The 22849-nt window shown below is 70.1% G+C and carries 21 protein-coding genes; 14 read left to right on the top strand and 7 right to left on the bottom strand.

Annotated elements, in window-relative coordinates:
* The first annotated feature begins 54 nt into the window (after positions 1-54).
* Entirely contained in the window at positions 55-1260 is a 1206-nt protein-coding gene (locus ABD954_RS05305) for a hypothetical protein (protein WP_345484590.1), read from the top strand.
* A gap of 488 nt (positions 1261-1748) precedes the next feature.
* Here ABD954_RS05305 and ABD954_RS05310 read toward each other — a convergent pair whose 3' ends face one another.
* On the bottom strand, positions 1749-2603 hold the full coding sequence (locus ABD954_RS05310) for a class I SAM-dependent methyltransferase (RefSeq protein ID WP_345484591.1): 855 nt from the start codon (positions 2601-2603) through the stop codon (positions 1749-1751).
* A 144-nt stretch (positions 2604-2747) separates the two neighbouring features.
* Between ABD954_RS05310 and ABD954_RS05315 the strand changes: the two genes are divergently transcribed.
* The 5 genes from ABD954_RS05315 (at position 2748) to ABD954_RS05335 (ending at position 8442) form a co-directional block, all read left to right on the top strand.
* The gene (locus ABD954_RS05315) at positions 2748-3329 is read left to right on the top strand and encodes a TetR/AcrR family transcriptional regulator (RefSeq protein ID WP_345484592.1); all 582 of its coding nucleotides are present in this window, start codon (positions 2748-2750) and stop codon (positions 3327-3329) included.
* 319 nt (positions 3330-3648) lie between these two features.
* A complete protein-coding gene (locus ABD954_RS05320; RefSeq protein ID WP_345484593.1) occupies positions 3649-3867 on the top strand; it encodes a heavy-metal-associated domain-containing protein in 219 nt (72 codons plus the stop codon).
* 36 nt (positions 3868-3903) lie between these two features.
* Positions 3904-6183, top strand: coding sequence for a heavy metal translocating P-type ATPase (locus ABD954_RS05325; protein ID WP_345484594.1), 2280 nt, complete (start codon positions 3904-3906; stop codon positions 6181-6183).
* 292 nt (positions 6184-6475) lie between these two features.
* Positions 6476-7387 carry a F510_1955 family glycosylhydrolase gene (locus ABD954_RS05330; RefSeq protein WP_345484595.1) on the top strand — a complete coding sequence of 304 codons (912 nt, stop codon included), beginning with the start codon at positions 6476-6478 and terminating at the stop codon, positions 7385-7387.
* 269 nt (positions 7388-7656) lie between these two features.
* Entirely contained in the window at positions 7657-8442 is a 786-nt protein-coding gene (locus ABD954_RS05335) for an SGNH/GDSL hydrolase family protein (RefSeq protein WP_345484596.1), read from the top strand.
* 28 nt (positions 8443-8470) lie between these two features.
* Here the strand turns inward: ABD954_RS05335 and ABD954_RS05340 are convergent, their stop codons facing one another.
* Complete coding sequence (locus ABD954_RS05340) at positions 8471-9055, bottom strand: histidine phosphatase family protein (RefSeq protein ID WP_345484597.1); 585 nt, start codon at positions 9053-9055, stop codon at positions 8471-8473.
* A 255-nt stretch (positions 9056-9310) separates the two neighbouring features.
* On the opposite strand from ABD954_RS05340, the gene ABD954_RS05345 reads away from it, so the two are divergent.
* Complete coding sequence (locus ABD954_RS05345; RefSeq protein ID WP_345484599.1) at positions 9311-10351, top strand: C40 family peptidase; 1041 nt, start codon at positions 9311-9313, stop codon at positions 10349-10351.
* Between the two features lie 69 nt (positions 10352-10420).
* Here ABD954_RS05345 and ABD954_RS05350 read toward each other — a convergent pair whose 3' ends face one another.
* The 3 genes from ABD954_RS05350 to ABD954_RS05360 all read right to left on the bottom strand — a co-directional run bounded on the left by ABD954_RS05350 (position 10421) and on the right by ABD954_RS05360 (position 12874).
* A complete protein-coding gene (locus tag ABD954_RS05350; RefSeq protein ID WP_345484600.1) occupies positions 10421-11185 on the bottom strand; it encodes a CbtA family protein in 765 nt (254 codons plus the stop codon).
* A 19-nt stretch (positions 11186-11204) separates the two neighbouring features.
* Positions 11205-11420: a CbtB domain-containing protein gene (locus tag ABD954_RS05355; RefSeq protein WP_345484601.1), complete on the bottom strand. Its 216-nt coding sequence runs from the start codon at positions 11418-11420 to the stop codon at positions 11205-11207.
* Between the two features lie 275 nt (positions 11421-11695).
* A complete protein-coding gene (locus ABD954_RS05360) occupies positions 11696-12874 on the bottom strand; it encodes a lipid II:glycine glycyltransferase FemX (protein ID WP_345484602.1) in 1179 nt (392 codons plus the stop codon).
* 224 nt (positions 12875-13098) lie between these two features.
* Here ABD954_RS05360 and murJ point away from each other — a divergent pair, with 224 nt between their 5' ends.
* From murJ to ABD954_RS05395, 7 genes are all read left to right on the top strand, one after another.
* Positions 13099-14721, top strand: coding sequence for a murein biosynthesis integral membrane protein MurJ (murJ, locus tag ABD954_RS05365; protein ID WP_345491977.1), 1623 nt, complete (start codon positions 13099-13101; stop codon positions 14719-14721).
* Complete coding sequence (locus ABD954_RS05370; protein ID WP_345484603.1) at positions 14718-15293, top strand: SigE family RNA polymerase sigma factor; 576 nt, start codon at positions 14718-14720, stop codon at positions 15291-15293. Before murJ ends, ABD954_RS05370 begins: the two co-directional genes overlap by 4 nt.
* The gene (locus ABD954_RS05375; RefSeq protein ID WP_345484604.1) at positions 15286-16116 is read left to right on the top strand and encodes a hypothetical protein; all 831 of its coding nucleotides are present in this window, start codon (positions 15286-15288) and stop codon (positions 16114-16116) included. Before ABD954_RS05370 ends, ABD954_RS05375 begins: the two co-directional genes overlap by 8 nt.
* A gap of 735 nt (positions 16117-16851) precedes the next feature.
* The gene (locus ABD954_RS05380) at positions 16852-17214 is read left to right on the top strand and encodes a hypothetical protein (RefSeq protein WP_345484605.1); all 363 of its coding nucleotides are present in this window, start codon (positions 16852-16854) and stop codon (positions 17212-17214) included.
* A gap of 81 nt (positions 17215-17295) precedes the next feature.
* Positions 17296-18441 (top strand): PLP-dependent cysteine synthase family protein, encoded by a 1146-nt coding sequence (locus ABD954_RS05385; RefSeq protein ID WP_345484606.1) that lies wholly within the window; start codon positions 17296-17298, stop codon positions 18439-18441.
* Complete coding sequence (locus ABD954_RS05390) at positions 18441-19736, top strand: MDR family MFS transporter (RefSeq protein WP_345484607.1); 1296 nt, start codon at positions 18441-18443, stop codon at positions 19734-19736. Before ABD954_RS05385 ends, ABD954_RS05390 begins: the two co-directional genes overlap by 1 nt.
* 78 nt (positions 19737-19814) lie before the next feature.
* Complete coding sequence (locus ABD954_RS05395; RefSeq protein ID WP_345484608.1) at positions 19815-21038, top strand: DUF1015 domain-containing protein; 1224 nt, start codon at positions 19815-19817, stop codon at positions 21036-21038.
* 221 nt (positions 21039-21259) lie between these two features.
* On the opposite strand, the gene ABD954_RS05400 is transcribed toward ABD954_RS05395, so the two are convergent.
* Together ABD954_RS05400 and ABD954_RS05405 are read right to left on the bottom strand one after the other, a co-directional pair.
* Positions 21260-21937 carry a response regulator transcription factor gene (locus ABD954_RS05400; RefSeq protein ID WP_345484609.1) on the bottom strand — a complete coding sequence of 226 codons (678 nt, stop codon included), beginning with the start codon at positions 21935-21937 and terminating at the stop codon, positions 21260-21262.
* Positions 21938-22135: 198 nt separating this feature from the next.
* Positions 22136-22774, bottom strand: a complete 639-nt coding sequence (locus ABD954_RS05405) for a DUF305 domain-containing protein (RefSeq protein ID WP_345484610.1) — start codon at positions 22772-22774, stop codon at positions 22136-22138.
* Between the last annotated feature and the right edge of the window lie 75 nt (positions 22775-22849).

Raw genomic sequence — 22849 nt, forward strand, 5'->3', positions numbered from 1 at the left:
GCCCGAGACAGCAAATCCGCGGGCCTCAGCCACCTCACGAAAGGCACCCGGGTCATGAACTCCAGCACAACTGCCACGCGTTCCTGGGTAGTGCTCGGTGGCGTCCACCACCTCAACCGGACCGCCTCACGGCGCCCGGACGATCCCCTCGTACTCATCCAGGTCCCTCCGCAGGAGGTCTGCCGGCCGGCCACCACCGTGATCGTCCGCTGGGGTCTCCTCGGAGCATGCTCCGCCGTAGCCCTCACCAGCAGCGGCACCCGGCTCGGGTCGTCCTTGATCGACGGAGAGGACCTGTTCCCGGACGGCATCGCCGGCCCCGCCCTGCGCGACCTGATCGGCACACAGCCGACGCCCAGCCTGGTGCCACTGTGCTACCTGGCCGAAGCCTCCGGCGGTGGCTACGACGCGTACGCACAGATCCAGTTCCATCCCGAAGACGCCTGCTTCCTTCGGACCTCCCAGACCTCGATCGGCCACGGCCCGGTCGAGGCCCTGCACTGGTTGGGTCCGGTCCTCGACGCGCACCGCGCATCGAGCATGGCGTTGAACAACCACCGCCGATACTTCCGCAAGCACTTCGAGGGCACTGAACTGGAGTTCAAGTACACCCTCGACCCCGCGCCCGACATCTGGGCTGAGGCCATGGAATTGCTCAAGGCACTGCGCGACGGCGAGCTGGAAGACTGCCGACCGGAGTTCCGGAACGAGTTCCAGATCCACCACACGGAGAACCACCTCTTCAACGTGACGGGCCCTGACACCGAGATCGGCTACGCCTCTTTCATCCCCACTGTCACCGCCGGGCACGTCCTCAAGCGGAAGTACTTCAAGGAGGACAGCTTCGCCCGCCGCGAGGAGCTGGTGCACGGCATCGATGTCTCACCGGACCGTTTCGAGACGTACCTGCGCGACGAGCTGGGCCTCCAGGTGCGAGCCATGCCGCCCTTCCAACGAGTCCGCTACGACATCCAATGCGAATCCATGCGTACGGGACACATCTACGGGATCTTCCTCGACCGCTGCGCCCTCCTCGCAGCACCCGAGGTCGTCCTCTCTCAGTGTGAGCTGGAATACCTGCGCTCTCGCAGCGTGCTCCCACAGGATCGCGACGAGGTCCTGAGCGAAATGCATCGCGTCGACGCCTGGCTCCGCTCCCACCTCGGCACCCGCGGCTGGACAGCCGAGCGCACCTTCTACTCCAAGAGGAGCTTTCTGCGAGACGTGGTCGCAGCTCGGCCTGACCTCAGAGGCACGTGATGGTCACCCTGGCGCGGATCCGAGCCCTCTCCGCTTCAACGCGCTCTCCCTCGGACCGAAGGCGCCGCCATCGATGTTCTGGCCTACCGTCGCCTGCGGTACCCCTGGTACGCGAGGCGGATCAATACTCCATACCGCATCGGCTCCCCACGCCGCCCGTTGCAACATCACCGGCAACCCGAGAACCTTCCGTCGGCCGAAACTGTGGCGTCATCGCGCCATCGCGTCTTTACGCAACCTGTGGCGCTTGGCTGGGGTTCGGCGCTGCACCAGGATGATGCACGCGACGCGGCCCCGGCGGCACGGGAGCCACGTCCGAACGGCAAGGACCGGGCGTTGCCCTGGAGGCGCACGGTACGACGAGCGGAACCCCCCGCGCGCTCGTCGCAACCTGCGGCGCTCGCCCGGTCCTGCCGTCCTAATCCGAAGTTCGCGCGACGTCACGGCACTCAGCCGCCCGGCCGAGCGCGACAGGCCGGAAGGACTGCCTAGCCCTGTGGGCGTTCCGCCGTAACCAGCCAGGAGGTGCTCAGAAGGCGAACCGTACCGTCGGGCGTCTCATGGGCGGCCAAGTGGGCGGTGAGCGCCTTGCGGGCGCGGGCCTGGGTGGGCGGGTCGGCCTGCTGCATGAGATGGCGCCCGGGGCCCGTGGCCAGCAGAAAGTCCGCAGCGTCCGCGGCGTCTTGGCCCCAGGTGCCGTACGCCGTCACCTCGTCGACCGTAATGTCGGTGTAGCCGGCAGCGATGAGGACGGAGCGGACACGTTCCGGTGCGGACAAGGAGAACATGCCGGGCCCGTCGCCCGGTGTGCGGAAGTCGCCCGTCGGCAGGATGCCTTCCAGGGATGTCATGGCCGTCACCCAGCCGTTGAGCTCCGGGGCGGAGGGGCAGATGAAGGCGAGGCGGCCGCCGGGGCGCAGGGCGCGTCCGATGTTGGCGAACGCCTTCTCGGGGTCCGTGTAGAACATCACGCCGTAACGGCTGATGGCGGCGTCGAACGCGGCCTCCTCGAAGGGATGCACCTGAGCGTCGCCCTGGACGAAGGAGACGTTGGCCACTCCCTCGACCGCCGCACGCGTGCGCGCCTCGGCGAGCATCGGTGCGGACAGGTCCAGGCCGAGCGCACGACCCTCGGGGGCTCGAAGGGCGGCGAGGCGCGTGGTCTGGCCGGCACCGCAACCGAGGTCGAGGGTGTGGCAGTCGCCTGTGATGGAGGTGGCGGTCAGCAGGGGCTCGTTGAAGCCTTCGTTGACAGCGTTCCAGCGGTCTTGGTGGCGAGCCCAGTGGTCACCTTCGGAACCGTTCCACGCTTGCGCCTGCTGGGTGTTGACGATCTCCGGCATGAAGTCTCCTCAAGGTGAAATAGGGAATGGGCGTACGCCCAAACTGGCATGCAACACAGTATGGGCGTGCGCCCATACTGGCAATGCCCATACGATCCGTCCGTAAGGACGGCGCAACACACGACAGAGAGGACGGGCAGGCTCATGTCACCGCGCGGAGTGGCGACCCCGGACGTGCGCGAGCGCCTGTTCGCGGCGGCGGAACGCGTCGTCGAGAGGGACGGGCCGGGCGCCCTCACCAGCCGTGCCGTCACCACGGAGGCGGGATGCGCCAAGGGGCTGCTTCACACGCACTTCGCAGGCCTCGACGAGTTTGTGGCCGAGCTCGTCCTCGACCGGTTCGCGCGCACCGCCGAGCGGGCCGGGGCCCTTCCCCGGCTCGTCGGACAGAGCACGGTGACAGGGAACCTGAACGCCGTCGTCCTCGCTCTGTTCGCCTCCGGCGGCCCTGCCCTTTCGGGCCTCGCCATGACCCGGCCAGCCGCCTCACTGCGGGTCCGGGAGGCCTTCCAGGCCGGGGCCCCCGGCTTCGCGGCGATCGAGGAGACCGTCGCCGACTACCTCCAGGCGGAGCGGGAGCTCGGCCGGGTACCCAGCCGCGTGGACGCGGGCGCGGCGGCCCTTGCTCTCGTTGGCACCTGCCACCACCTGCTGATGATGTCGTGGCCGGGCACGCCCGATCCGCGTCCGGCCGTCGAACGACTCGTCACCGCACTCGTGAGCTAGTCACCCACGCCAGAATGGTCTGACACGGGTCACCAGCGCCTGAGCCAGATGCTCACACGGGCGAGGCCCCGGGGCGCGCTGATCGTTCGCACCACGCTTACCAACGAGCCGACGCGCCCCGGAGCGCAGCGGTCGCTCGGCTCGCCGCCGCACTCCCATCACCCCCTCACCCTGCGGCGCCGAGTCATTCCCCCTGCTCGGCATACCCCTGGGGGGTAATCAAATCCACCACCGCACCTTGCATGGCCGAGGAACGATGGGGTATACATAACGCAGGTCGATACCCCCGGGGGGTATCGAAGAGAATCGGGAGGGTTTCATGTCTGCGTACACCACCACCTACAAGGTCGACGGCGTCAACAGCGCCCACTGCAAGGGTGTCGTCACGAAGGCGCTCGGCGAGATCGAGGGAGTCGACGCCATCGACATCACGATCGGCACCGGCCTCGTCACCGTCCACAGCACCGCCGCGCTCGACGACACGGTCGTCGAGGAGACGATCGAGGACGCCGGCTACGACTACCGCGGCCGCGCCTGATCCCAGCAAGACACCAGCGAACGAGGAGCAGCAGTCATGAGCACCCCAACGACGGCCGGCGCCGCCCAGGTCGAGCTCGCCATCGGCGGCATGACCTGCGCCTCGTGCGCGGCCCGTATCGAGAAGAAGCTCAACCGCATGGACGGGGTCGAGGCCACCGTCAACTACGCGACCGAGAAGGCGAAGGTCACCTTCTCCGCCGACATCCCGGTCGCCGACCTGATCGCCACCGTCGAGGCCACCGGCTACACGGCCGCCGAGCCCGAGCCCGAGCGCCCGGCCGCGAGCGGCGGCGCCGACGGCGGCGGCGGCCCCACCGACGAGGAGAAGGCCGACGAGGAGCTGCGGCCGCTGAAGCAGCGCCTGGTCACCGCCGTCGCCCTCGCCGTACCGGTCATCGCCATGGCGATGGTCCCGGCCCTGCAGATCGAGTACTGGCAGTGGCTGAGCCTCACGCTCGCCGCGCCGGTCGTCACGTACGCCGCCTGGCCCTTCCACCGGGCCGCCTGGACCAACGCCCGGCACGGCGCCGCCACGATGGACACGCTGATCTCGGTCGGCACCGTCGCCGCGTTCCTGTGGTCGCTGTGGGCGCTGTTCTTCGGCACCGCCGGCACGCCCGGCATGACGCACCCCTTCGAGTTCACCATCGCCCGCACCGACGGCGCCGGGAACATCTACCTGGAGGCCGCGGCCGGCGTCACCGCCTTCATCCTGGCCGGCCGCTACTTCGAGGCCCGCTCCAAGCGGAAGGCGGGCGCGGCGCTGAAGGCGCTGATGCAGCTGGGCGCGAAGGAGGTGACCGTCCTCAGGAACGGCCGGGAGGTCACCGTACCGACCGCCGAACTCCAGGTCGGGGACCGCTTCCTGGTCCGCCCCGGCGAGAAGATCGCGACGGACGGCACGGTCGTCGAGGGCTCCTCGGCCGTCGACGCCTCGATGCTCACCGGCGAGTCCGTGCCCGTCGAGGTGGGGGTCGGCGACTCCGTCACCGGCGCCACCCTGAACGCGGGCGGCCGCCTGGTCGTCGAGGCCACCCGGGTCGGCGCCGACACGCAGCTCGCCCGGATGGCCAAGCTCGTCGAGGACGCCCAGAACGGCAAGGCCGCCGCCCAGCGCCTCGCCGACAGGATCTCGGCCGTGTTCGTGCCGATCGTCATCGCCCTCTCGCTCGGCACCCTCGGCTTCTGGCTGGGTACGGGCCAGGGCCTGACCTCCGCGTTCACCGCGGCCGTCGCCGTCCTGATCATCGCCTGCCCGTGCGCCCTGGGCCTGGCCACCCCGACCGCCCTCATGGTCGGCACCGGCCGCGGCGCCCAGCTCGGCATCCTCATCAAGGGCCCCGAGGTCCTGGAGACCACCCGCAAGGTCGACACCATCGTCCTGGACAAGACCGGCACCGTCACCACCGGCCGGATGACCCTGATCAAGGTCCACACCGCCGCCGGCACGGACGAGACCGACGTGCTGCGCCTCGCCGGTGCCCTGGAGCACTCCTCCGAGCACCCGATCGCCCAGGCCGTCGCCACCGGCGCGGCAGCGAAGGTCGGCACCCTGCCCGCCCCCGAGGACTTCGTCAACGTTCCCGGCCTCGGTGTCCAGGGCGTCGTCGACGGCCACGCCGTCCTCGTCGGCCGCGAGAAGCTGCTCGACGAGTGGGCCGTGACCCTCCCGGCGAGCCTGAAGTCGGCCAAGGACGCCGCCGAGAAGGCCGGCAAGACCGCCATCGCGGTGGCCTGGGACGGCGAGGCCCGCGCGGTCCTGGAGGTCGCCGACGCCGTCAAGGAGACCAGCGCCGAGGCCATCAGGCGGCTCCGTGCGCTCGGCCTGACCCCGATCCTGCTCACCGGCGACAACAAGGCGGTCGCCGAGGCCGTCGCCGCCGAGGTCGGCATCGACGAGGTGATCGCCGAGGTCATGCCGCAGGACAAGGTGGACGTCGTCAAGAAGCTTCAGGGCGAGGGCCGTTCGGTCGCCATGGTCGGCGACGGCGTCAACGACGCCGCCGCGCTCGCCCAGGCCGACCTGGGCCTGGCGATGGGCACGGGCACGGACGCCGCCATCGAGGCCGGCGACCTGACCCTCGTACGGGGCGACCTGCGGGCCGCGGCGGACGCCATCCGGCTCTCCCGCAAGACGCTCGGCACCATCCGCTCGAACCTCTTCTGGGCCTTCGCCTACAACGTCGCCGCCCTGCCGCTCGCCGCGGCCGGACTGCTCAACCCGATGATCGCCGGTGCCGCGATGGCCTTCTCGTCGGTCTTCGTGGTCGGCAACAGCCTGCGCCTGCGCGGCTTCCAGCCCATCGACAAGTAAGGCGAACCAACGCCGAGGGGCGGACCCGGACGGGTCCGCCCCTCTTCCGCGCCCGTTGCCCCTCACGCCAGCCGCCGCCCGCCGAGGCGCCTTCGTCCGGCTCTCGTCTGCCACCCCGCCCGGCCGCCCATAGGCGGGGCACGGTTGACTGTCGGAGGGCGGGCCGCGCCCCGCCGTGTGAACGCGAGACCGCCGGGCTGCCAGCCCTCAGTCAGGCGTCGCGCGCAGCCGCCGGCAGCCTCCCCTACAACCGACCCACCCCGACATCACAACCAGCACGAGGTGAAGCACCATGTCCCCCTCCTCGACTCCTTCCCCCCGCAAGCGCACCCGCGGTCTTCTCGCGGTGGGCGCCATCGCCGCCGGAACCGTCCTGCTCGCCGCATGCGGCGAGGGCGGCTCCGCCGATGGTGCCGCCGCTCAGGGCAAGGAGCCGCAGCCCGCGTTGCACAGCCACATCCACGGACTCGGAATCGACCCGGAGGACGGGCGGCTCTACGTGGCCACCCACGAGGGGATCTACACCGCGGACGACAAGGGGAGCCCTCAGCTCGTCGGGAACAGCAGGGACGACTTCATGGGCTTCACCGTGGCCGGCGCCAAGACCTTCCTGGCCAGCGGCCACCCGGCCCCCGGCAGTGACCAGCCGGACAACCACGGGCTGATCAAGAGCACCGATGCCGGAAAGTCCTGGAAGACCGCTTCGCTCAAGGGCGAGGCGGACTTCCACAGCCTCGACCACGCCAAGGGCATCACTTACGGGTACGACAGCACGGGCGGTCTGTTGCGCGTCAGCAAGGACGGCAGGACCTGGCAGGACCGTGCCCGTCTGCAGGCCCTCGACTTCGCGGTGAACCCCGCCGAGCCGAACCAGCTCGTCGCCACCACGGCGGAGGGCGTCGCGCGCAGCACGGACGGAGGCGCGACCTTCGCCCCCGGCCAGGGGCCGGGGATGGAATTCCTCTCCTGGGCGTCCCCGGAATCCCTCTTCGGCGTCGACTTCACCGGTGCCCTCAGCATCAGCTCGGACGGCGGAAGCACCTGGAAGAAGACGGCTTCCGTACCCGGAGGCCAGCCGCAGGCCCTGACCGCCGTCGACGAAAAGCACATCCTCGCGGCCACCCAAGACGGCATCTACGAGTCCCGGGACGCGGGGAAGACGTTCACCAAGCGCCTCTCCGTGGCAAGCGGCGATCACCACTGATGGCTGCGGCATCCTGGCGTGATCACGCCATCGCGTGTTGCCGCAAGGGAATGCGCTTGTCGAGCGCCACGCGCCCACGCCAGGATGCTTCACACGGCTCGGGATCCGGCGCCCCGGTACCGAGCCTCAACCACTAGGACCGGGCGATGCCCATGGGTTGCAGGTACGCCTGCGGCACATCCCCCGCCCGCCCGGCGTACCTCACGGTGCTCGCCCGGTCCTACGGCTTCTCGAGTCGCGGCAGGACCGGGTGTCCAGGGAGGGCGAGAATGCTGGAGAGGCAGAGCACAGTTGGCAGCGCCCCCATCGGCTCGTTCGTGGCTTTGGGAGACAGCTTCACCGAGGGGCTCGGCGACGAGGCTCCCGACGGCGCTCTCCTGGGGTGGGCCGATCGCCTCGCCGATCTGCTGGCCCGCCGCTCGCCGGTGCCCTTCCGTTACGCCAATCTCGCCGTTCGTGGCCGGCTCATCGACGAGATCCTCGAGGAGCAGGTGCCGCAGGTAGCCGAACTGACGCCGGACCTGGTGAGCTTCTGCGCCGGCGGCAACGACATTTTACGGCTGGGCAGTTCCGTGGATCGCATCGCAGAGCGGTTCGAGGAAGCAGTGGTCGAGCTCAGCTCCCACGCGAAGACCGTGCTCGTGTTCACCGGCTTCGATCCCCGGGGCACACCCGTACTGCGCCGACTGCGCGGAAAGATCGCCACTTACACCGCGCACATCCACGCCATAGCGGACCGGCACGGATGCCTGGTCGTGGACCTCTGGTCGATGAAGGCCCTTCAGCATCCCCGCGCGTGGAGCGATGACCGCCTGCACCTGTCGTCCGAAGGGCACCGACAGGTCGCGCTACGAGCCGCAGGCGTTCTGGGGCTACGCCCGACGCGAAGCGCACCCGCAACCCACGCGCTGCAGGGACGCGTACGGCAGCCCCAGAGGCTGGACGACCTTCGCTGGGCCAAGGAGCACTTCCTTCCCTGGCTCGGCCAGCACCTGCTCGGCAGGGCCTCTGACGAGGTCCTGGAGCCGAAGCGTCCGCAACTTCTGCCCCTGTAGCTCCCCGATGGCCACCTACCGCCGACGGTCAGTTCTCTCCCCAGTCCCGCACGGTCGAGAGCGCTCCCATCCGCAGATTCCAGCGGCCGTTCCGCCCCCTGAGGTGCACAGCCGCCAGGGGCGGCACATCGATCCGCCAGAACAGCGCCTGCGGCATGCCCAAGGCACCGACTACCGCCGCACGCACCACCGACTGCTCCGCGACGGCCAGCACCCGCCCGGCGTCAGCGGGCAATCCGTCGAGCCAAACTGCGACCCTCTCGCACACCTGTGACACGGACTCGCCACCATGCGGCACCGCTTCGGGGTCGGTCGTCCAGACGGCGAGCCCGTCACCCTCCCGTTCCGCGACTTCACCGAGGGTCCGCCCTGCGCACCTGCCCATGTCCATGTCGCGAAGGGCCGGCTCCACTGTCACGACGTCCCACAGCAGGGCCCGGGCCGTCTGCTCGCACCGCTCAGACGGTGCCGAGTAGTGCAGTGAGGCTCGCGGCAGGGCAGCAGCCATCTCCCCGGCCTGCCGCAGCGCCCGTTCGTCCAGCGGCACCTCGCCGAATCGCACATCGCGCTCCGCAGCGGCGGGAGCGCACACCAACGTGAGCCGGACGTTCACGAGCGGTCCCTTCGTTGTGCACAGAACCGGGTCATCGTAAGACGCTCACGATGAGGGCTTTCCATCAATGTCCGACCCGCTTGTGGCACGCCTCACATCGCGCCCCATGGCCCCTCATTGAGACTAAGTCTCTAAGCAGCTTAGTATTCGCGGAGTCTTCGCACAGCCGGTCGCCCACCCGGGGCGGCGACGGAGACGTCGCCGTGCCCGCTGTATGCCCCGCCCGTCGGCGGCCAAGGAAGAAGGAGCTCCGCCGTGGCCTCCCACCGCCGCCCGAAGCAGTCCAATCCGCGCTACACCGGCGTCATCACCGCCACCGCCGCGGCGGCCGTGGCCCTGTCCACCCAGACGGCCTCGGCCGACCCGCTGCCTGACCCCAACAAGAAGGGGGTCAAGGCGCAGTTGGACCGCTTCTATGAGCAGGCGACCCAGGCCACCGAGAAGTACAACGGGGCCAAGGAGAAGGCCGACGAGCTCAAGAAGCAGGTCGCGACGCTCCAGGACACCGCCGCCCGCAAGCAGGGCGAGCTGAACGAACTGCGCGACCGGATCGGCACGGTGGCCGCCGGCCAATACCGCTCAGGGGGCCTCGACCCGGCCATCCAGCTCTTCCTCTCCGAGGACCCCGACACGTACCTGGAGAAGGCGTCCGCCCTCGACCGGGTCGGCGAGCGGCAGTCAACCGTCCTCCAGCAGTTCCTCTCCCAGCAGCGGGCACTCCAACAGCAGCGCAAGGAAGCGTCCCAGAAGCTGGGCGACCTGGACGCCGTGCAGAAGGAACTGGGCAAGCGGAAGAAGGAGATCCAGGGCAAGCTCGGCGAGGCGCAGCGGCTGCTCAACACCCTGTCGGCGAAGGAGCGGGCCCGAATCAACGAAGAGGAGGACCGGGCCAACCGGGCCAGTGCACGGGTCGACCTCGGTAACGAGGCGAGCGCCTCCCAGCGCGCCGCCGCGGCCTTCGCCGCCGCCAAGAGCAGGGTCGGCATGCCGTACGTCTGGGGCGCGAGCGGCCCGAGCTCCTTCGACTGCTCCGGCCTCACCTCTTGGGCTTTCCGTCAGGCCGGCGTGACCATACCCCGCACCTCCCAGGCCCAGGCGAACGCCGGCACGCGCATCAACTCCCTCAGCGCCCTGAAGCCCGGCGATCTGATCCTCATGCGCAGCGACCTCAGCCACGTCGGCTTCTACGCCGGCAACGGACAGATCCTCCACGCCCCCAAGCCGGGCGCGCAGGTGCGTTACGAGTCCATCGCCCGCAGCGGCATGCCCTTCATGTGGGGCGTACGCATCGGCTGACGCACGAACGCGAAAAAAGGGGAGGGGGCGCCGGTACCCAACCGGCGCCCCCTCCCGTGTGGACGGGCATCAGGCCGAGGGCGCCACCGCTCTCGGCTCCGCGGCCCCGATCCGCGTGCCGGCCCGGCGCGGTTGCAGCAACCGCTCGGCCAGCACGCCGAAGACGAGACCGAATCCGGCCCACAGCACCGCCTGGACAGCGAGCGCGGAGATGCGGAACTGCCAGACGACCTCGGCCGGGAAGTCCTTCGGCATCTCGTTGACCGCCGGCAGGAACGCGTACGCGAGTCCGACGGCGAGGACGAAGAACGCGCCTGCCGCGATGGTCGCGTTCCGGTTGCCCAGACGGGGCGCGAGCCGCTTGCCCAGAATCACCGCGGCGACGGCGAGCAGCACGCTGAGCACCACCATGAGCAGGTAGAGGGTGGTGCGCTGGCTGATGGTGGCCGCGTCGCTGACCGCAGGCGGGTTGGCCGGGTACTTGAGGAACGGCACGATGTAGACCGTGACCAGGCCGCTGAGCGACAGCAGACCAGCCGTGGCGCGGGGGCCGAACGCGCCGACGCGGCCCAGGGCGAAGCAGTACGCCAGCGCGGCGATGCCGCCCAGGCCGACGCCGTAGACGAGGACACCGGTCGCGAGACCAGTGGTGGACTGGGCCGCACGGCTGACGAGTTCCTCGCCCTCTTCGTGACTGTGCGCCGCTTCGTAGGCGATGCCCGCCTCGGTCGGCGGCTCACCGAGGAAGTAGGCGACGACCAGGGCGAGGAGACCAGCCACGAGGCCGGTCGCCATCCCACGCGCGAGGAGCTTGCCGACAATTGTCGAGTTCATGATGTGTGGTTTCCCTGTCTCAGTGGCAGGGGAAGGCGAGCAGGTGACGGCCGTCGTGCACCCACTCGTGGACGCCTTCGCCGGCGAAGATCGCGGTGGCGCCCTGCTCGGCGCCGACGAAGAAGAGCGCGAGCAGCATCAGGGCCCCGAAGAAGACGGCCCAGGGCAGGATCGACTTGATGGGGAGTACGGCGGGGGTGGCAACGGCACTCGGCTGAGCGGTGGCCTGAGCCATGGCAGGACCTCCAAGGCCACGCGTCCCGGTCGGTGGAGCTCGACCGACGGGGCGAGTCTGACCTGCCGGACCGCACCGCTCAGAAGATGAGCGGCTGCCGCCGAGCACACAGTGGCGCGACCGTGCCGGATTCCCACCGGCTTCCGCTGCCCGTCGATTGACTTGTCCTGGTCAAGGTAGCCGAAGGCACCCGGCCCCACAACCAACCTTCTAAATAACTTAGAAGGATCGATTAGGGTTCCCCCATGACCGATCCACATGCCCCCGGGGTGGCCTCAGCGGCGCGACAGGTACGCCTGCATGGCGCGGTGCAGGGTCCTGTTCACCGCCCCCTGCAGGGGCAGCTCCCACTCACCCAGGGTCTCCACCACTTCCCCTCCGGTGCCGAGCTTCCAGCGCATCAGCCCGAAGGACCGCTCCGCGGGGTCGAGGGTGTCCGGTACGCCCCGCATGTCGTAGACGGTAGCCCCCAGGGAGTGCGCGTCGCGGATCAGTCGCCACTGCAGGGCGTTGCTCGGCCTGACCTCGCGGCGGTGGTCGGCGGAGGCCCCGGTCTGGTACCAGGCCCGCCGGCCTGCCACGATCATGGTGTGGGCGGCGAGCACCTCGCCGTCGTGCCGTGCGAGGTAGAGCCGCATGCGCCCGTTCTCCTCCGCGTTGAGTTCCTGGTGCTGCCGCTGGAAGTACGGAAGCGAGCGCCCCAGGCGGAAGCCGTCGCGCCGCTCAGTGACCTGCAGCAGGTCGTAGAAGGCGGGAAGGTCCTCGGCGGTACCGAGGTAGGTCTCCACCCCGGCCGTCTGCGCCTTCTTGACGTTGCGCCGCCACTCCTGGTTGAAGCCGGACCACAGGTCGTCGGTGCTCCGACCGGCCAGCGGAAGCTCGAACAGGTGGCGCGGCTGGGCGTCGCCCGCGCCGCCGTCCTCGCCGCAGCGCCGCCATCCGGCCGCCCGCAGCCGGTCCGCCACGGCCGATCCGACCGGCTCGACGACGTCCGGCAGCACGTCTCCGACTCGGCGCCCGGGGCCCACGGCCGCCTTGAGCGTCGCAGCGCTCCAGCGGCGGTACGCCAGGGGCGGCCCCATCCGTACAGCGAAGGCCCCGGCTGCCCGCAGGTGGTCGAGGAGCAGCTGCAGGACCTCTATCAGCGCCGGGTCGGCCCAGTCCAGCACCGGCCCCTCGGGGATGTAGGCGAAGTACCGCCGGGTGCCCGGCAGCTGCCGGTACAGCACCTGGGCGGCGGCACGCTGGCGTCCTGTCCCGTCGAACCAGCCGATCCACTCGGCCCGCCACCCCTCCTTGACGGCGCTCCAGGAGGGGAGCTGGAGGAAGCTGACCTGCTCGCCCCACACACGTCCCGAGAGGGAGTCGAGGTAGGCCAAGTGCTGCTCAGGGGTCGTGGGCATGATCTCCAGGGCACCGGCACGGTGGGTCATCTGCACCTCGGCGACAGCCATGTCGAAGGTCTCCTCGTTCTGGTCCTTGCGCCCCCTTCGGGAGGGCGGCGGGATACCCCCGCCTGTCTCATGCACGCCCGGCGGCACCGGAATGTGGCAGACGACTTCGCAGGGATCCGCGGAACCGGCTCGCGGGCAGGTGCGGCGTGACGGGGACAAGGCCGGCGGGAGCCGATGTCGACGCCCGGAAGACGGACGCGGGCAGCAGGCGCGGCAAGGCGTCGATGATGATCGGTTCGCTCGTCTCCCGGATCACGGGTTTCGTACGGAGCGCGGTGGTCGTCGCGGCCCTGGGGACGGCCTTGCTGGCGGACGCCTACAACGTCGCCAACACGGTGCCGAACATCGTCTACATCCTGCTCATGGGCGGGGCGCTCAACTCGGTCTTCGTGCCCGAGCTGGTGCGTGCGGCAAAGGAGCACGAGGACGGCGGGGCGGCGTACACCGACCGGCTCATCACCCTCTGCCTGCTCGCGCTCACCGCGATCACCGCCGTGGCTGTGCTCGCGGCGCCGTGGATCGTCACCGCGTACACGGACTACGCCGACGCCCAGCGCGCCCTCACGGTGGCCCTGGCCCGCTACTGCTTGCCGCAGATCCTCTTCTACGGCGCTTTCACCGTGCTGGGTCAGGTGCTCAACGCCCGGGGTCGGCTCGGCGCGATGATGTGGACGCCGGTCCTCAACAACGTCGTCGTGATCGCCGTCTTCGGGATCTACCTCGTGGTCGCCGTGACGGCGACCAGCGCCGGCCAGGTCACCGACGGGCAGCTGCTCCTCCTCGGCCTCGGCAGCACGGCCGGAATCGCGATACAGGCCCTCGCCCTCCTGCCCGCCCTGCGGTCGGCCGGGTTCCGGTGGCGCCCACGGTTCGACTGGCGCAACTCCGGGCTCGGCCGACCGGTGCGGGCCGCGGTGTGGACGCTGCTGCTCGTGCTCGTGAACCAGGTCGCGTACTGGGTGGTGACCCTGCTCACGACGACGGCCGGTGTGAGGGCGGACGCCGAGGGCATCGCGGCGGGTGTCGGGTACACGGCGTACGGCAGCGCGTATCAGCTGTGGGTCGTCCCGCAGGGCATCATCACGGTCTCCCTGGTGACGGCTCTGCTGCCCGTGATGAGCCGCGCGGCGGTCGACGGCGACCCCGGCCGGATCGGCGCGGAGCTCACCCGCTGCCTCAAGACCACGGCGGTGGCGATCGTCCCCGCCGGCATCGTCTTCCTGCTCCTCGCGCCTCGCCTCACGGGCGTCGCCTACCAGTACGGGCAGGTGACCGAGGCCGACGCACAGGCGATCGGCTGGGTCCTCGCCGCCTTCGCTCCGGGCCTCGCGGCGTTCTCCGCGCAGTACGTCCTCGCCCGGGGGTTCTACGCACTGGGGGACACCCGCACCCCCTTCTTCCTCACCCTCGTCATCGCCGGCCTCAACGCCGGCCTGTCACTCGCCGCCTACGCGCTACTCCCCGCGCGCTGGGCCGTGGTCGGCATCGCCGGCGCGTACGCATTGGCCTGCACAGTCGGACTCGCGTGTACGGCAACCGTGCTACGACGGCGTCTGGGGCGGGGCTTCGAGGGCGCGCTCGGTACGCACGTGCGGCTCGCCGCCGCATGCCTGCCCGGTGCCGGAGCGGCGCTCGCCCTCGACCAGCTGAGCATCCATCTGCTGGGCGACGGTCCGCTCGTCGACGCAGCCGTGTTGCTGGCGGGTGCGGGGTTCATCGGTCTGTCCGTGCTGTTGCTCGCCCGCCCGCTCGGTGTGCCGGAGGCGGACGCGCTGCTGACACCGCTGCGGCGGCGACTGGGCGCCCGCGGCCGGCACCGTACGGAACGACCAGGAGGCGGCCAGTGAACACTCCGGTGCCCGACTCCGCCGAGCGGGACTTCGAGAGGTTCTACGCGGAAAGCGTGCGGCGCATGATCGTCGTCGTGTACGCGGTCACGGGCGACATCGCCGAGGCGGAGGACGCCGTACAGGAGGCGTACGCGCGAGCCTGGCCGCGTTGGTCGGAGCTGGCCGAGCAGGGAGATCCCACCCCGTGGGTCCGGACGGTCGCCCTGCGGCTCGCGGTCAGTTCGTGGCGTCGGGCCCGCAACCGGCTCAAGGCACACTTCCGGCACGGGCCGCCCGCAGACGTACCCGGTCTCGACCCGGACCACGTGGCCCTGGTCGCGGCGCTCCGGCACCTCACCCCGGAGCAGCGACGCGCCGTCGTCCTCCATCATCTGGCCGACCTGCCCGTGGAAGAGGTGGCCCGGCAGACCGGTTCGACCAGCACGGCGGTACGCTCGCGCCTCATGCGTGCCCGGCGCATCCTGAACAGCCATCTTTCCGACCCCGCCGCGTCGGAGCCTCCGGCGCGCGCCCGCTCACAGGCGGTCGCACCGTACCGGCCTCGACAGGAGGCGTATCCGCATGAATGACGACAGGTCCACGCCGCTCGCCACGGAACTGGATGCGCGGCTCCAGGACTTCGCGGTCGAGGCCAGTTCCCTCGTCGCGCCCGCCGGCGGAGTCGCCGACGTACGTCTCCGAGCCATACGGCGCCGCGCTCGCCGCCGCACGGGGGCCGCGACCACCGTCGTCGCCGTGGCGCTCACGGCCGGCTGGTGGCTTCTCCCCCGCCCCACGGACGCACGCCTTTCGGCACAGCCCGGCCCGGTGACCGGCCAACTGGTCGCGGCGGCCTCGATCCTCCCCTCCCCCGGCTCGGGACGCGGGCTGGCTCCCGACTCCCTGCTCTCCCCCACGACCCTGCCCTGGAACGCGACGTACCGCTGGCGGACGGTCTCCACCGGAGACGGGTCGACGGCGACGCTGCCGAGCGGGGGCACCCACCCGTGCAGGCTGGTCTGGTTCTCCGAGTCGAGCGCGAGGGATCAGATCGTCCGCACGTACAGCGGCCAGGGACGTGCCACGGCTCAGCACCGGATCGTCGACTTCCCAACCGAAGACCAGGCCCGGGGGAGCGTCGACGACGTGACCGAGGCGCTGCGACGCTGCGGCTGGCACGGAGCCCGGACATCAGGGCCGGGAGAAGGACACGGCCCGGACGCGCCTGTCGTCTACGACTACGCCTTGGCGGGCGTCTCCAATGCACCGCTACGCGTCACGCTCGTCCAGTCGGACCACCGCGTGGCCGTGCTGGTACTGGCCGCGGCGCACAGCGCCGACCCGAGACACACCGATCCACGCACGGAACGCTGCATGGGGTCAACGCAGGGCCGACAGCAGGAGCATTGTTGAGCGGTAAATTTATTTCTTAGTTGCTTAGTAAAGACCCTGACCGATTCCTCCAAATCGGACAATCGAGCGAGCATCTGCACGACTTATTCACGCCATGTTTCAGATGGAATTCCGAACCACCCAGAAGAGATGGTTAAGATAACGGCGTGATTACCTCCCGGCCGCGCTCACGCGCGTCGCAAGCCCGCCTGTCGGCGAGGCTGCGACGGCTGCTCGGCTTGGCCGCGCTCCTGTTCGGCCTCCTGGCCGGCCATGGAGTACACACGGACATGGACGGGGCCGCGGTTACGGCGTCGCCCGCCATGACCAGCGTCTCCCACAGCTCTGTGGAACGCTCCGGCGACCTCGATCCGGCACACCCGGCACACGAATGCTCGCCGGAACCGCCGGAGGGAACACCGGCACCCAATACGCCGTGTTCCTCACGACAGCTCGATGTGCCTTGTTTCGCCGGGCCCAGCATCGGGACCCAAGCCGACATGGTCAAGGCGACCACAACACCGTCCGCACCCCCGAGAGCCTCGACGGTTCTTCAGGTCTAGAACGCCCTGCCGCCCGCTCCCCTTTCCGCCCACGCGCCCGCGTGCCCGGGGGCGAGACGAGCGGCGCGTTCTGCCCCCCCATGCCCCATATCTCTCGCGGGTACCGCTCCCTCCTGTCGCCAGGGACCGAGCCGGTACGGCCCCGCCCGGAGGAACTGTGCCTCGCCACCCCAACAACCCTTTAATCGCCGCCATGATCGGCACCCTGCTGCTGTCGGCCTTCCTCTGCTTCACGCCTCTGCACGAAGCCGGGCACCCCCCGGTGGACAGAGACACCGTCACCACCACCGCGCTCGGCCTCGATGCCGAGCGCGCGGAAGACCGGTCCCCGCAGCACAGGCACAGCGGTCACGGCATCGACTGTTCTTCACCGGGCGTCGTGCCGGAGACCCATGTCGCGACCCGGCACGTGTCCGACGCCGTCGCGCTCGCCTCATCCTTCGGCGACACCACGACCGCGGCGGCCACCGAAGTGCGCGCTCCGCCCGACGGCCGAGCGGCCATATACGGATCAGGCCGCTCGACGCAGATCCGCGTCTGCCGGTGGCGCATCTAGACCGTTCGGCTCCGGCCGCGTGCAACGCGGCCGCCCTCCCGAACGAGTACTCGACGCGCACCACCGAAATGAGAGCGGATCATGCACTCCTCGACCACCGACGTCACACCCCCCACCCGCTCCGCCCTTTCCGGGCTGGTAGGCAACACACCGCTCCTCCACATCTCGGAGCCGCTCGCCCCTGCCGGCCGCGGCTTCTGGGCGAAGCTGGAGGGCTTCAACCCCGGCGGCATCAAGGACCGCCCCGGCCTGCACATGGTCGAACGGGCCCGCGCCCGTGGCGATCTGCGCCCCGGCGCCAGGATCATCGAATCCACCAGCGGAACGCTTGGCCTGGGCCTCGCCCTCGCCGGCATGGTCTACGGCCACCCGGTCACCCTGGTCACGGACCCGGGCCTGGAGATGTCCATGACCCGGCTGTTGACCGCGTACGGCGCCCAGGTCAACGTGGTGTCCGAGCCGCACCCCACCGGCGGCTGGCAGCAGGCCCGCCGCGACCGCGTAACCCAGCTCCTCGCGCAGCACCCCGGGTCCTGGTGCCCGGACCAGTACAACAACCCGGACAACACCACCGCGTACACACCTCTCGCCCTCGAACTCGCCACGGAACTCGGCCACATCGACGTCCTGGTGTGCAGCGTCGGCACCGGGGGGCACTCCGCCGGCGTCTCCCGCGTCCTGCGGCAGCTCTACCCCGACCTGACGCTCGTGGGTGTCGATACCATCGGGTCCACGATCTTCGGCCAGCCGGCCCGCACACGGCTCATGCGCGGGCTCGGATCGAGCATCTACCCGCGCAACGTCGCGTATGAGCAGTTCAGCGAGGTGCACTGGGTGGCGCCGAGCGAGGCGGTGTGGTCCTGCCGCCAGCTCGCCACCTCCCACTACGCCACAGGCGGCTGGAGCGTCGGCGCCGTCGCCCTGGTCGCCGGCTGGCTCGCCCGCTCCCTGCCCAAGGAGACACGGATCGCCGCGATCTTCCCCGACGGCCCGCAGCGCTACCTCGGCACCGTGTACGACGACGACTACTGCGCCGCCCACGGTCTGCTCGACGGTCCGCCCGCGATCGAGCCGGACGTCATCGGACGCCTCGACGAGAAGGAGGTCACCCGCTGGACCCGCTGCGCCACCGTGGTCGACCCCCTCACGCTCACCGATACGGGCGCGGACCTGGACGCGGACGTGGACGACGAGGACCTCGCGGACGCCGCGGAGGAGCAGGTCTGATGAAGGGCACGATCTCCCAAGTCCGTTCGTACGACCGCAGCGTGCAGCTGCTGATGGTGAACCAGTTCACCATCAACCTCGGCTTCTACATGCTGATGCCCTATCTCGCGGCGCATCTCGCCGGGCCTCTGGGACTCGCCGGCTGGCTCGTCGGACTCATCCTCGGCGTACGGAACTTCAGCCAGCAGGGCATGTTCCTCGTCGGCGGCACCCTCGCGGACCGGCTCGGCTACAAGCCGATGATCATCGCCGGCCTCGTCCTGCGGACCGTCGGCTTCGCGACCCTGGGCCTGGTGGACTCCGTCCCCGCGCTGATCGCCGCCTCAGCGGCGACGGGTCTGGCCGGCGCGCTGTTCAATCCCGCCACCCGCGCCTATCTCGCCGCCGACGCCGGTGAGCGCCGGGTCGAGGCGTTCGCCCTGTTCAACGTCTTCTACCAGGCGGGCATCCTGCTCGGCCCGCTGGTGGGCATGGTGCTGACCGGCGTGGACTTCCGCGTCACGTGCCTGGTCGCAGCGGGCATCTTCGCCGTACTGAGCGTCGTGCAGATCCGCGCTCTCCCGGCCCGCCGGGCCAAGGAGACGAAGGAGAAGGAGGGGCAGAGCGTGCTCGCCGAGTGGCGTGGCATCCTCGCGAACCGACCGTTCCTGCTCTTCTCCGTGGCCATGATCGGCTCGTACGTCATGTCCTTCCAGGTCTACCTGGCCCTTCCCCTGGAGGTACGGCGCCTCGGCGGCGAGGGCACCTTCGGCACGGCGGCCGTCGCCGTCCTATTCGCGGTGTCCGGGCTGAGCACGATCCTCTTCCAGACGAGGGTGACCGCCTGGTGCAAGGCCCGTATGGAGCCGGGACGCGCCCTCACCTGGGGACTGCTCACCATGGGCGTGGCGTTCGTGCCTCTCCTCGCCTCCACTGCGGTTCCCGTACCCAGCGGAGGCATCGGGCTGTGGCTGCTGGCCGCCGTACCGCCGACGCTGGCGGCGCTACTCCTGGCCGTGGGCACGATGATCGCCTACCCCTTCGAGATGGACACCATCGTCCGCCTCTCCGGCAACCGCCTCGTCGCCACGCACTACGGCCTCTACAACACCATCTGCGGAGTCGGCATCACCCTCGGCAACCTGCTGACCGGAGCCGCGCTCGACGCCGCCCGCAAGGCCGGCCTTTCCGCCCTGCCCTGGCTGGCGCTGACCGCGCTCGGCCTGGCGTGCACCTCCGCGCTGTACGGTCTGCACCGCACCGGCCGCCTCGCCGAACCACCGGCCGAGGCCCGACCGCAGTCCGTGACCGTCTGATCTGACGTCGGCGGCAGGGGGCGGGCGCCCACGACACGCCCGCCCCCGCACCGCCATGCCCATCTTCGGGAGTGAACCTTGACGACCGTCCCGTCGCGGAAGGCGCGTACCACCGTGCGGCTCTATCCGTTCCGCGCCGTCCGATATGACTCGGCGCGGGCCGGCCAACTGTCCGCCGTACTCAGCCCCCCGTACGACGATATGAGCCCCGCCCACGCCCGCGCCCAGCGCGCACGCCCCCACCACATAGCCCGTCTGCTCTTGGCGCCCGATCCGCAGGACGCCGCAGGTCAGATGGAACGGTGGCTGGAGCGCGGCGTTCTGCGCCGAGATCCTGAGCCTTCCCTGTACGTCTACGAGCAACGGCTCGGCCCCAGGCTGCTCCAGCGCGGCCTGATCGGCGAATTCGCACTCTCGGGCGGGCAGGCCGAGCCCGTGGTCCCTCATGAGGATGTGCGGGATCACGTGGTACAGCAGCGCGCGGTCCACATGTCCGGTCTGCGTGCGCAGTTGGAACCCCTCCTGCTCACCCACCGCGCTGCCGAGGGCACCGGCCGCCGCCTTGCGGACTGGGTCGCCCAACACCCCCGCGTCGCGTCCGCCCAGCTCGGCGGCATCACGCACTACCTGTGGCGGTGCTCTGATCGAGCCGATCAGGCCATGCTCACCGCCGGCCTTGCCACGAGCCAGGTCCCTCTGGTCGCGGACGGCCATCACCGCCTCGCGGCCTGTCGGCGCCTCAGCAGGTGGCGGGACGGCCTGCCCTGGAACCGCAGTCTCGCCCTGCTCGTCGACTCGGCCTCTACACCACTGCGGCTGACTGCGATCCACCGCGTACTTCCCGGCCTTGACGTGGAGAAGGCCGCACGGGCGGCGGCCGGCGTGGCCCGCGTCCGCCCGCTGCCGTCCGGTCCACGCCTGCCCCGGCCCGACGAGCTGGTCCTCGTCGGGGGCGGGAATGCGTGGAGCGTGACGGATCCGAGCTCGGCGGCGGTCGTGGACGCGCTGGAGGGGCTGCCCTCCGCATGGCACCGGCAGCCGGCCGCGGTCACCGACCACCTCCTCATCGCGCGCTGCTGGTCAGTGCCGGATCTACCCGGCACGGTCACGTACCTGCACGACGCGAACCGGGCCGTAGCCGCCGTGACGGCCGAGGGGTCGGGCACTGCCGTCCTCCTGCCCACACCAACCACGGGAGAAGTCCGCGAACTCGCCGAGCAAGGGGTGCTCATGCCGCGCAAGTCGACCTCTTTCGGCCCCAAGCCCGCAGCTGGTATGGCGATGCGGGTTCTCACCCCATAGGGCAAGCGGCGTGGTCGGGGTCGCCGCGTCCGGCAGGACCGGCCCCCCCGACCACACGTGCCGCTTGATCGGGCAGAACCGGAACCTGGCCACCCGGTTGATAGTGGCTTCCCGCAGCGGAGCGCGGTGGCCGTCCACCAAGCCGTCGTGGGCGAGGACCAGTGACTCCGGCCAGAGCCGCGAGCACCCAACGCGGATCACCGAACGGACGGCCGGACTGCTCAGCCGCCCTCAGAGTCGAGCAGGTACCCAACGCCACGAACGGTGCGGACGGCATGCCGGCCGAACGGCTCGTCGATCTTCATCCGCAAGTAGCGGATGTAGACATCGATGACGCTCTCGCTGCCGTCGTAGTCGGCGTCCCAGACGTCGCGCAGGATGTCTGCCGTGTCGAGCGCCTTGCCTTTGTGGCGCATCAGGCATTCCAGCACGTGGTACTCGTGCGAGGTCAGCACGATTGAGGTGCGGCCACGGGCCACGCGATGTCGGGAGGGGTCCAGTGTGAGGTCACCGGCCACGAGCGCCGCAGCGCGCGCGGCTGAGCCGCACCGCGACAGAACTCGCAGCCGTGCGACCAAGTCCACCAAGGAGAAGGGCTTGGTCAGGTAGTCGTTGGCGCCCAGGTCGAACGCGGCGGCCTCGTCGCCCTCGCCGTACTTGGCGGTGAGCATCAGCACGGGCGTCCACACGTCCCGCGAGCGCATCCGCTGAAGGACCTCATACCCCTTGAGGCCGGTCAGCATGGTGTCGACGACCATGACGTCGTAGTCCTGCTCTGTCACCGCCCAGAGCCCCTTGACGCCGTCGGACTCCACGTCGACCTCGATGTGCTCCGAGAGCAGGGCTCGCTGGACCGTCTCGGCGATCCGCGGCTCATCCTCCACTAGCAGGATCCGCATCAGCCGCTCTCCGTCTTTTCAGTGCGGCGGCGCAGCCCGGCCGGAGTGACCGCGACAGGCGGCGCACTGCGGCTTCGATGCCGAGCTCATCTCCGGCCAACCCGGGGTTCGGGCGAAGAGGGACGCGCCGACCCGCCATCCCGCCCTGCCGCGGCAAGCGTCCCTCACCGCGGCAGAGCAGCCGGTTCCTCGGTGGGGTCAGCTCCTACCGAGCATCTTGTTCATCTGCTCAATCTCGGCCGTCTGGGCCTTGATCACCTCGTCGGCCAGCTTGAGGGCGGGGCCATACTTACCCTCCGCCTTCTCCTTCTTGGCCATCTCGATGGCGCCCTCGTGGTGCTTGATCATCATCTCGGCGAACATCTTGTCGAACTCGGCGCCTTTGGCCTTCATGAGCGCGTCCATGTCCGCCTTGCTCATCATGCCGGGCATGCCGTTCGCCATGTCGTGGCCCTGGCCGGACATGTCGGCGGGGACCTCCTCGCCCCACGAGGTGAGCCAGCCGGACATGGTCTTGATCTCCGGGTCCTGGGCGCCCTTGATCTTCGCGGCCAGTTCCTTGGTCTCCGCGGACTCCGCCCGCGTCGGGGCCAGGTCGGCCATCTCCACGGCCTGCCGGTGATGCTGGATCATGTCCTTGGCGAAGGAGACGTCCGCCGCGTTGTGGTCGACCGCCTGCGCCGGCGCGCTGGTGGCGGGGGCCGAGGTCGTGGACACCATGGAGCCCATGTCGTGGCCACTTCCGCCGTTGCCGCCACAGGCGGCGAGCACCAGGGCGGCGACGCCGCCGGTGGCGACGAGGGCGGTACGGCGGATCAGCTTACGGTGCGTGTTCATGTATGACTCCTGCGTTCACTTCGGAAGGTATGCCGGTGAGCGCCGCCTCGCCCGGTGGGACGAGCCACATGGGGA

It is taken from the genome of Streptomyces roseoviridis (assembly GCF_039535235.1).
Classification (GTDB): domain Bacteria; phylum Actinomycetota; class Actinomycetes; order Streptomycetales; family Streptomycetaceae; genus Streptomyces; species Streptomyces roseoviridis.